The organism is Echinicola sediminis (assembly GCF_054777495.1).
Genome location: NZ_BAAHAP010000011.1, coordinates 76,236 through 86,319, shown reverse-complemented (window position 1 = coordinate 86,319; position 10,084 = coordinate 76,236). Strand labels below are relative to the sequence as shown.

6 protein-coding genes and 1 pseudogene are annotated in these 10,084 nt (G+C 39.1%); all 7 read left to right on the top strand.

Annotated elements, in window-relative coordinates:
* Nucleotides 1-60 precede the first annotated feature (60 nt).
* The 7 genes and pseudogenes from ACYVAA_RS04670 to ACYVAA_RS04640 all read left to right on the top strand — a co-directional run bounded on the left by ACYVAA_RS04670 (nucleotide 61) and on the right by ACYVAA_RS04640 (nucleotide 10,011).
* Complete coding sequence (locus ACYVAA_RS04670; RefSeq protein WP_460538943.1) at nucleotides 61-1,146, top strand: HlyD family secretion protein; 1,086 nt, start codon at nucleotides 61-63, stop codon at nucleotides 1,144-1,146.
* A pseudogene (locus ACYVAA_RS04665) lies at nucleotides 1,146-1,874 on the top strand (VTC domain-containing protein). Before ACYVAA_RS04670 ends, ACYVAA_RS04665 begins: the two are co-directional and overlap by 1 nt.
* Before the next feature lie 7 nt (nucleotides 1,875-1,881).
* Nucleotides 1,882-2,556, top strand: a complete 675-nt coding sequence (locus ACYVAA_RS04660; protein ID WP_460538941.1) for a DUF4956 domain-containing protein — start codon at nucleotides 1,882-1,884, stop codon at nucleotides 2,554-2,556.
* 18 nt (nucleotides 2,557-2,574) lie between these two features.
* Complete coding sequence (locus ACYVAA_RS04655) at nucleotides 2,575-5,886, top strand: CotH kinase family protein (RefSeq protein ID WP_460538939.1); 3,312 nt, start codon at nucleotides 2,575-2,577, stop codon at nucleotides 5,884-5,886.
* Between the two features lie 45 nt (nucleotides 5,887-5,931).
* Complete coding sequence (locus ACYVAA_RS04650) at nucleotides 5,932-6,573, top strand: hypothetical protein (RefSeq protein WP_460538937.1); 642 nt, start codon at nucleotides 5,932-5,934, stop codon at nucleotides 6,571-6,573.
* Between the two features lie 41 nt (nucleotides 6,574-6,614).
* Nucleotides 6,615-8,246: a capsule assembly Wzi family protein gene (locus ACYVAA_RS04645; RefSeq protein WP_460538935.1), complete on the top strand. Its 1,632-nt coding sequence runs from the start codon at nucleotides 6,615-6,617 to the stop codon at nucleotides 8,244-8,246.
* Between the two features lie 73 nt (nucleotides 8,247-8,319).
* On the top strand, nucleotides 8,320-10,011 hold the full coding sequence (locus ACYVAA_RS04640) for a capsule assembly Wzi family protein (RefSeq protein ID WP_460538933.1): 1,692 nt from the start codon (nucleotides 8,320-8,322) through the stop codon (nucleotides 10,009-10,011).
* Nucleotides 10,012-10,084: the final 73 nt, after the last annotated feature.

The following is a 10,084-nucleotide window of genomic DNA, read 5'->3' as shown; positions in this document are numbered from 1 at the left end:
TGGCTAGTTTTGTATTTGCTATTAATTATATTTGTGGTTTCATGTTAAGAGTCAATAATTTTGAGGAAACATAGAATTAATCCAATTATTTTTGGTAGTATTTTTATCTTGGTTTTGGTTGGCGGATATTACTTCTTGGACAATATTTCCCTCACCTATAAGATTTATTCACAGGGGCTGATGCAGCCGCATAAGGAATGGAGTCTGACCAGAACTGTTGACGGTAATTTTGTTTCTTCCGTTAAGGATAATCTCAGAGGAGTAAATACATCCTATAATGTAACAGAATTCACAAGGGGAGACATTGTACAGTTTAAGCTTAGCAATGAGCTGGAAAAGTTAGGTGCTGTGGCCCAGGGGGATACGATTGGTTATATTGAGTCTAACGAAGAACAGAGAAAGTTGGCGGGCTTAAGAGATGAATTGGGGGTGTTGAATTCAGAGTTGATGTTTTTTACAACGGGTCAAAAGCAAGAGGATATTGAGGTCATCCAAGAACAGCTTAACTCGGTGAAACAGGACTTTAGGACACAGGAGGTATTGTATGAGAGGAGTTTAAATTTATACGAAGATTCGGTGATCAGTAAGCAGGATATTGAAATACTATCCAATCAACTTAAGCTTAAGGAATACGAAGTCCTTATAAAATCAGCGGAACTCAGCTCAGCGAGGACGGGAGAGAAGTCTGAGCAGGAGAAACTTATCAGGTCCAAAATAGAGCTGATAAAGAACCAGATGCAGAAAATAGAAGAGCGCATAGATCATTTTACCATAGTTTCACCATTTAGTGGGGTGTTAATGAAAAATTCCGGCACTACTCCGGACATGATGAAGTTGAATGTTTATGATAATTCTAGTCTGATGGCATTAGCACCAGTGGAGATTTATGACAGGGAGTTTATGGAGTTAGACCAAGAGGTCATTATTTATACCAAGTCAGACAGGAAGATATTAGAAGGAAGGGTGGTGAAACTAGATAATGTTATTCAGAAGTTGAACAATCGACAGGTATTTTTTGTGACAGCCCAGATCAATACCGATAAACCGAGTTATGTAGGAGAATTGACGGAGTTAGAAGTGGTAGCAAGTGAGATATCGACACTTGAGTATCTGAAAAGGTCCTTTCAAAAAATTATCTCCAGGTGATGAAGCTGAGATACGAAAAGAAATATTTGGTTCCAAATGGACGGCTTGGAGAGTTAAGGGAACGATTTCTACCGTTCCTAAGGCCTGATAAATTAGCCTATAGAGCTGAAAATAATATTCCGGAGTATACGGTCAGAAGTATCTATTATGATTCGCACAATTCTGAGTCTTTTTTTGAGAAGATGGATGGATTAAAAGACCGGAAAAAAATGTGAATCAGAGGGTATGGTAGCCAAAATGCCGATTCCAAGGTGGTACTGGAAATAAAAAGGAAATTGGAAGATCGAGTGTTTAAAAACAGGGCTTTTTTACCTTTTTCCAACGTTGATTATTTGGTGTCAAGAGGAAGACTTGAAGAGGTGTTTTCACCCTGTGACAAGAAGGCGATTGAAAATGCGAGCAGGTTTCTCTATAATATAAAACGATATAATTTGAGCCCTGCCACCCTGATTGTTTATAGAAGGGAAGCTTATCATGGGAAATTCGATTCAGATGTGCGAATAACCTTTGATAAGGATATAAGGCAAAAGTCATCACCAAAACTAAGTAAGCTTTATTCGGATTTTGGTCTGAGTCCGATCTGGCCAGGTTATTTTATTTTAGAAGTGAAGTATTTTGGAGACAAAATGCCGAGTTGGGCCAGATCAATTATAGAGGAATTTGGGCTCCGTCATGAGGCTTTATCAAAATATACCAGAGGGGTTGAAAGTTCAATAAGCAATTTTTAAGATAATAATGGAGCAGGATTTACAGCAGGTATTTACATTTTCGCTTACCGTAAGAGAGGCTATTGCCAACGTGGTTGTTTCACTTGTGAGCGGTGTTTTTATAGCCATTTTATATAGGGTCACCTATAGGGGAGTCAGTTATTCGACCACTTTTACCAACGCCATTATTATGCTTACCATGATTACGGCTTTGGTAATAATGGTGATTGGAAATAACTTAGCCCGGGCTTTTGGATTGGTAGGAGCGATGTCGATCATACGTTTTCGTACAGCGGTAAAGGACAGCCAGGATATCATGTTTATCTTTTTTGCTTTAGGTATAGGGCTTTCTGCAGGTGTAGGACTCTATGCGGTTACTTTTTCGAGCACGCTTTTGATAGGTTTGGCCATTTTAATTACCACCAAGTTGAATCATGCCAGTCCACCGAATAGAGAGTTTTTATTACAAGTTATCTACCAACAAGAAAAGATCAATGATGATCCTTTTCAGCCCATTTTAAAGAAATATTGTACCAAGGATAAAATTGTCAACCTTAAAGGTAGCGAGGAAGAAGAAGGGGATATAATAGAGCAATCCTATTATATTAAATTAAAATCAGAGCAAAATGGCGGTTTATTGGTAAACGAACTTAAAAAAGTCAGTGGAGTATCAAATGTAAACTTGTTTTTTGACGAATCTTAACATTAATCTTTTTGCACCATGCTAAACCAAATTGGAGAGTGTATAAAAAGAGAGCAAAGGCTTATCGTCGCTTTCTTTTTACTGTTTCTGGCTACTAATTTTTCTTCCGCCCAAAACCTGGTGATAAATGAAATCATGTCGTCGAATGAAAATACCCACAAGGATCAGGAAGGGGAATTCAATGACTGGATTGAGCTATATAACGCTACAGATAAACCCGTAAATTTGGAGGGTTATGGGCTTTCTGATGCTAAAAGTGAATTGTCCAAATGGACATTTCCTTCGTTGGAGATTCAGGGGAAAGGTTTTCTCTTGGTTTGGGCTTCAGGGAAAGACATTGCCATAGGCGGAGAATTACATGCCAATTTTAGTTTATCCAGTTCTGGTGAGGAAGTGGTATTGACCGATGCGAATAATGTTATTATTGATGAAATTGTTTTTGGTGACATTCCGAAAGATCATTCCTACGGTCGAAAAAATGAGGGAAATAAGGAGCTGGTGATTTTTAAGGAGCCCACCCCCGGTTTAGGTAACGGTAGTGGAAAATACATTCAAGGTTTTACACCCAAAATTGTTCCTTCGATTCCTTCGGGCTTTTATGCAAAAAAGACGCTTGTTGAATTTTCTCTGGGAGATCATGAGACTTCTGTGTATTATACCACAGATGGTTCCCTTCCAAATGCCGGAAGTAAGCAACTGACAAGTCCTTTGGAAATAAATAATAGGACAGAAGAGGCAAATTATTTTTCCATGATCCCTACTACCCATCATGGAGGAGCAAGGGGATATCAAACTCCAGTGGGTAAGGTAGCCAAAGGAACTGTCATCAGAACGATGGCCGTTAAGGCTGGTTATGAACCCACCTATCAGTCATTTTCCTATTTTGTGTTTCCTGAAGGTGGAAACAGGTATTCATTGCCCGTGTTTTCTATAATTACCGAGGAAAAAAACTTATTCAGTGATGAAACAGGTTTGTTTGTTCCTGGGGATACCTATGATGAAAGTGATTCAAAACCACAGTATACAGGGAATTATTTTCAACGGGGAGATGAGTGGGAAAGGCCCATTGATATTTTTTATTTTGATGAAAATGGCTCCTTAGGATTTCAGGAGGGGGCAGGACTCAGAATCCATGGCGGGATAACCCGACATTTTCCCCAAAAGGCGCTGCGTATTTATTTCAGATCAGATTATGGAAGTAATTCGATTGATTATCCGCTTTTTGATAACAAAAATTATGAAAGTAAGGAGATTCGCCGATTTCTATTGAGGGCTTCAGGAAATGATTTTGGAGAAACCTATTTCAGGGATGCTTTTGCCCATCAGTTAGTAAGTCATTTGGATATTGATTTTCAAGAATATGAACCGTCTATTGTATTTGTCAATGGAGAATACTGGGGGATCCATAATATAAGAGAGCGTCAGGATAAATATTATCTCAATAATTTGTACGGTGTAAATCCTGAAAATGTCGATTTGCTTACCCATCAATATACTGTAAAAGAAGGCGATGATGTGCAGTATAAATTGATTTTAGATTTATTGGCGAAGCTAGATCCATCCGATGAAAATAGTATCAAGGAGTTGGAGAGGTATATAGATTTGAGCAATCATATAGATTATATGATTGCTCAAATCTATTTTGCAAATACGGATTGGCCACACAATAATATCGACTTTTGGAGGGAAAGGACCGATTATGCTGCAGATAAACCTAAAGGAAGAGACGGAAGGTTTAGATGGATGTTATATGATACAGATCACGGATTATCCCATGTAAATGAAGCTGAGCATAATACCCTCGACTGGGTAACCGGAGAGTTGGGTAAAGAGGACTGGGTGTGGCCAAATGTTGTTTTTAGGAGCCTGCTAGCGCATGATATTTATAAGGAACGTTTCATCAATCGGTATTTAGATCTGTTAAATACAGGCTTTAAGCCCAATAGAGCTGGAGACCTTTTAAGAAAGATGAAGGATAAAATAGGGCCAGAAATCGATGAACATCTTAACCGATGGATTGAGCCGGGCTCAAAGGGAGATTGGGAAAAAGAGGTAGAGGAAATTAAAGGATTTATAACCGAGCGACCAAATAATATTATTGATCAACTGAAGAGACAGTTTGATGTAGGCAATACCTACAGGGTAAAGCTGGATATATCCCTACCGAATTCCGGTTTTATTAAAATCAATTCTGTTGAGGTGAATTCCAGAACACCGGGTGTCGATTTGGTTCCCTATCCATGGGAGGGAGTTTATTTTGATAAGTTTCCGATCCAGGTTTCCGCCAAGCCAAAAGAGGGGTATCTGTTTGATCATTGGATAATAAACGGAAAAGTGGTAGAGAAAGAAGAGTTGGAGATCGAACTGACCCAAGATACAGAGATCAAGGCTTTTTTTACTTTAGACCCAATAGTCAAAAGAAGGCCTGTTTATTTTTGGTTTTTTGGTACGGATATTGAGAACGATGTTGCCTTGACAGAAGTGTTGCCCGCGTACAGGAGAAACCATTCCGGAGCTAAGTTGACATTTTTCCCTGCTATATCCCCTTATCCAGGTGCTGACACAAGAGGAATTATGGATAGGGTTAATGATCCTACGAGCATCAATTTTATTGATGGACTTGTAGCTGAAGAGGATGACGCGCATTATTCTATGGATGAGATGAGAGGTTTGAGAGTCAGGAATCCTCTACAGGTTGGGGAAAATTTGGCCCATTTGATTTTGGATGCCCCTATGACCATTTATGATAAACCAAAATTCTCCGCAGCTGTTTTAAGAACAAACAATGGTCCAGCATCCATTCTGGTTTCCTATAGAAAATCCCTAGACGAAGAATGGACGACGGAAGGCATGTCTGGTTTCAGATTTGACTTGGATACAGAGTATCAATTGATAGAAGTGGATTTTGAAGGGATAAGGGGGATAACGGCTAATCCGGAGTTTCAAATAAAAATAGCGTTTGAGGGTAATACGGTTGAAGATTCTGGGAATGTCCGCTTTAACAATATGGCTATTGAAGCTTATGAACTTACAGGAGATGATTTGGTGACTAGTCTTCCAGGTATTCCTGACAAGGTTTCACCTTCACTCGTAAAAAAAGCTTATCCCAACCCGACCGATGGGAATGTCTATTTGGAATTTGTAGATGAAGCAGCAAAAAAGATCAATTCAATTGAAGTATTTGATCTTAGAGGTGTTGAAATAAAGAGGATAGAAAATATAGATGAAAAGGTCGATGTTATTAATTTTGCAAACTTACAGTCTGGAATGTATATCATTAGGATAAATTCCATTTTAAGGACTGAAACAATAAAAATATTTAAACGATAATGAAGCTTGGTGGAATCATCAAAGTGGAAGTAACTGAAGTTAATTATGGTTGCCATTAGGAAACTTGTTGTAGTAGTTGTTTTATTATGTTTCCAAGCTTGTAACCAGGAGTTTTCTGATGAAATTGTCATTTATGAAAATGATTTTTCAGATGGCAATTTAGAGAATGTGGAAAATGGGATACTTTCAACTTTTGAGAACGATAATGTATTGGGTTTTTACAATAATGGTGAAGTGAAATTTTTCTTACCTGAGCTTCCAAAACACAATGCCATTAGGGTAACGTTGGATGTTTATTTACATGATACCTGGGACGGTAATTTTCCAGAACCTGGAGGACCAGATATTTGGTACATGATGGTAGATGATCAACAAGTGATAAATACCACTTTTTCAAATTCAATTTGTAACCCCAGGTACTGCCTTTATCAGTCATTTCCTGACGCTTATCCCAATCACCTAAATCCTAAAACAGGAGTAATAAACGGTAATCTACCTGGTAGGTGTAGCAAAAAAAATGAGATGGGATTTACCAGTCGCTATATCATAACAAAAATAATCCCTCATAAAAGTCAGCATGTAATGCTTAAAATTGGAGATCGGTTGGTTCAGGACAATACGGGGGATCCGATGTGTGATGAAAGCTGGTCGTTAAATGGTATTTCAGTTTCGACAATAGAAAAATGACAGGTTATAGTCATTGGTCCGTTTCAAAATGAATGAATAAAATGAGAAGATATTTATTTTTAATTTTGTTTTCAGCCTTATTGGGAAGGGTAAAAGCCCAAAGTGTTCCTGTGGGACTTTCCGTGGTGGATGATTACGTTAGAAGAGCCCAGCTGTTAGGCGAGATTGATCCGAGCGTATCGTTTACTTTGAGGCCAGTTTATCCTAGGTTGATAGGGGAGTATGATGATGCCTACCAGGTGATCAATGCAGAGGGAGACGATGAAAGCATAGAAGTAAGTAAGTACCGGAAGAGTTTTTTAAAAGAAAGGGGACGTATTCAACTGTTGCCTTTTGCATTTTATACTGGGTGGAACAGTCACCATCCTTATCCACAAGTCAGCCCAATGGTTCCTACCAGAGGGATTCAAATGTATGCCAGTACAGGAGCTTATTTTGAAGCTGGTCCCTTAAGTGTCCAGTTGCAGCCCGAAGTGATCTGGGCCCAAAATAGGGATTATGATACCGGGATAATCAAAAGTAATAATACCGAATATCTGGAGCGATTTGGAGAAACATCCTATAGCAAGATTCTACCGGGACAAAGCAGTATAAGGTTAAATGCAGGTGCTTTTTCAGCGGGTATATCAACTGAAAATATTTGGTGGGGTCCTGGCCATTATAATGCCTTGTTATTTTCAAACAATGCCTATGGTTTTGAACATGTCACATTAAATACAAGAAAACCAGCGAAGACTTTTCTGGGCTATTTTGAAGGACAGATAATTTCGGGTTATTTGAAAGGAGCTGAGTTTGAAAGTAATATTTCAAGCAACAGAGCTTTCAGGGATGAAGACAGGTACTTAAATGGTATTTTAGTAAGCTATCAGCCCAAGTGGATTCCCGGATTAACTTTCGGCTTATCTCGGGTGTATCAACAATACAAATCCTTCAGGGGAGAGTCATTTAAGGATTACTTCCCTATTTTTTCGCCATTTCAAAAGGCTAAAGAGGGATTTGACAAGGACGGAGAAGGAAGAGATCAGCAGGCAACGGTTTTTGTTAGGTGGGTAATTCCTGAAGGTAATACGGAGGTATATTTTGAATTTGGAAGACGTGATCATGAGGCCACATGGAGGGGCGTACTGCTTAATCCTGAACATGCCAGAGCATTTTTAATAGGATTTGGGAAGCTTTTTCCTATTTCAAACGGAGCCCATATCCAAACACGTTTTGAAATGTTCCATCAACAGGAATCCATCAATATTTTGGCCAGGTATAATGGGATTTCTGGGGGTAACAATTGGGGAGGACATACCCCCGTAAGACATGGTTTCACCCATTATGGCCAAATGCTTGGCCCGGGAATCGGCCCTTCCAGTAATGTTCAAACCCTTGAAGGTGCTTGGGTAAAGGGAGTAAAAAGGTTAGGAATAAGACTGGATAGGCTGAACAGGCATCAGGATATTTATGTCAAAAGATTTAATGATATGACTCCTGAACAGCGATGGGTTGATTTGGCAATGGGAGTGTTTGGGGATTGGAAGTTTGATCGTTTATTAATTAGTTCTGAATTGAATTTTATTCAGTCTTTCAATTATCAATGGCAGCTACAGGAACTGGATGCGTCTTTTCCAAGCGGCAAGGACGTATTTAACTTCCAAGGAAATATCAAAACCGTTTATTTGTTCTAAGGTCTAGTAGATTAAAATGATTGGGATCAAATCCTCAAATGAAAATAATTCAGGACCGGAAATGTCTTCTTCAATGAAAAAAATATTATTCATCTCTTATTTGATTTTTTCTGTTGTCGAAAGTGTGTCAGCGCAATCTGTTTCACTTTCAACGCCTTTGATGGAAGAATACCTTAGGAGGCAACAGATTTTAGGTGAAACAGAAAAGGACTTTTCCTTTATGGTTAAGCCGGTAGTTCCTGATCAAGCATTTGATTTGTGGAAAGGCAATGATGTGTTTTATAAAACCGGATTGCATTATCCAGTATCAGAAAGCAATAATGGCTCGAAAACATCAATCAATGTAAAGCCACTTCCGGTTATTTTCAACACGCAACATAATTCTGCCTACCCATTTGGTCAAAACAATGGAGGAATGGTTCCCAATAGGGGACTTCAAATACTGCTAAGTTCAGGTGCTTATTTTGAATATGGCAAATTCAGCCTTCAGTTTCAACCTGAACTGATTTTGGCCCAACATAAGGCCTATAGAGGTATGCCGAATGAAGTGTCACAAAATTGGAAGGATTATTATCAGTATTTAAACAGGATCGATAGTCCAGAACGGTTTGGAGAAGGATCATACAGTAGAGTAAGTCTTGGGAATAGCAGTTTAAGGTATACGTTTGACAATGGCTTTTCTCTGGGGATTTCCAATGAAAATCTTTGGTGGGGGCCTTCAAAAAGAAACGCCTTGATAATGAGTAATAATGCTCCTGGTTTTCTGCATTTTACGGCCAATACACAAAAGCCCATTCAAACAGATATAGGCAGTTTTGAAGGGCAAGTGATCATAGGAAAACTGAAGAACTCCGGCTTTGTCCCACCCAATTCGGAGATGGTTTTTGGCAATACCCCATTATACGTTCCCAAAAGGGATGAAGACTGGAGATACCTTTCCGGAATGGTAATAAGTTATCAACCTAAATGGATACCGGGTTTTTTTGTGGGGTACAGCAGCACCTCCCAGATGTATCATAATGATATGAAAAGCTTCGGAGACTTCCTGCCCATATTCAATGGAAGGAAGCGGTTTCACCAGACTGAAGATCCCGTTATCGCTCAGCGGCACCAGCAAAGTGCCGGTTTTTTCAGGTGGTTTTCTAGCAAAGGAAAATTTGAGTTTTATGGTGAATATGGAAGCAATGGCAACAGCAAACCTTTGAGGGAGTTTATTGTTAATCCTGACTTGTATCGTGCCTTTACGTTAGGTTTCTTGAAATATGTTCCATTAAAATACGATAACCAATTTGTACAAGTCCATTTGGAGATGACTCAAACTGGACAGACGGTTAGAAAGGCGATAAGAGAAAGCAAAACATGGTACACACATCCCCATGTCAGGCATGGTTATACGCATTTAGGGCAAGTGATGGGGTACGGGCATGGTCCGGGCAGCAATTCGATTTTTTTGGAGGTCAGCTGGATCAATAATATGAACCGAGTGGGAGCCCAGTTTGAAAGAATAGCCAATAACAATGATGCTTTTTATCTTCATTTTGAAAGTATAAATGGATGGGACCGATATTGGGTGGATATAGTTCCTTCCCTGGTGTTTGACAGGCAATATGGTAATCTTCTGGTTTCCGCCCGACTTCAGTTTCAGAAAACACTAAATTACTATTGGGTGTTGGAAAGAGATCCGGATGCTGAACTGTACAGGTTACAAGAAGGGGATGATAGAAAGAACTTCGTAGGGCACCTTAAATTTGCCTATATTTTTTGATTTCGATAATCCGGTAAATAGCAAGGATAATCTATGCTTGCAAAGAGGAAGAAGGTTCGGGAATGAATTATAT

Bases quoted from the DNA above. Each gene is read 5' to 3' on its own strand.
- ACYVAA_RS04640 (WP_460538933.1), top strand. From the start codon at position 8,320: ATGAAAAAAATATTATTCATCTCTTATTTGATTTTTTCTGTTGTCGAA.
- ACYVAA_RS04645 (WP_460538935.1), top strand. From the start codon at position 6,615: ATGAGAAGATATTTATTTTTAATTTTGTTTTCAGCCTTATTGGGAAGG.
- ACYVAA_RS04655 (WP_460538939.1), top strand. From the start codon at position 2,575: ATGCTAAACCAAATTGGAGAGTGTATAAAAAGAGAGCAAAGGCTTATC.
- ACYVAA_RS04660 (WP_460538941.1), top strand. From the start codon at position 1,882: ATGGAGCAGGATTTACAGCAGGTATTTACATTTTCGCTTACCGTAAGA.
- ACYVAA_RS04650 (WP_460538937.1), top strand. From the start codon at position 5,932: ATGGTTGCCATTAGGAAACTTGTTGTAGTAGTTGTTTTATTATGTTTC.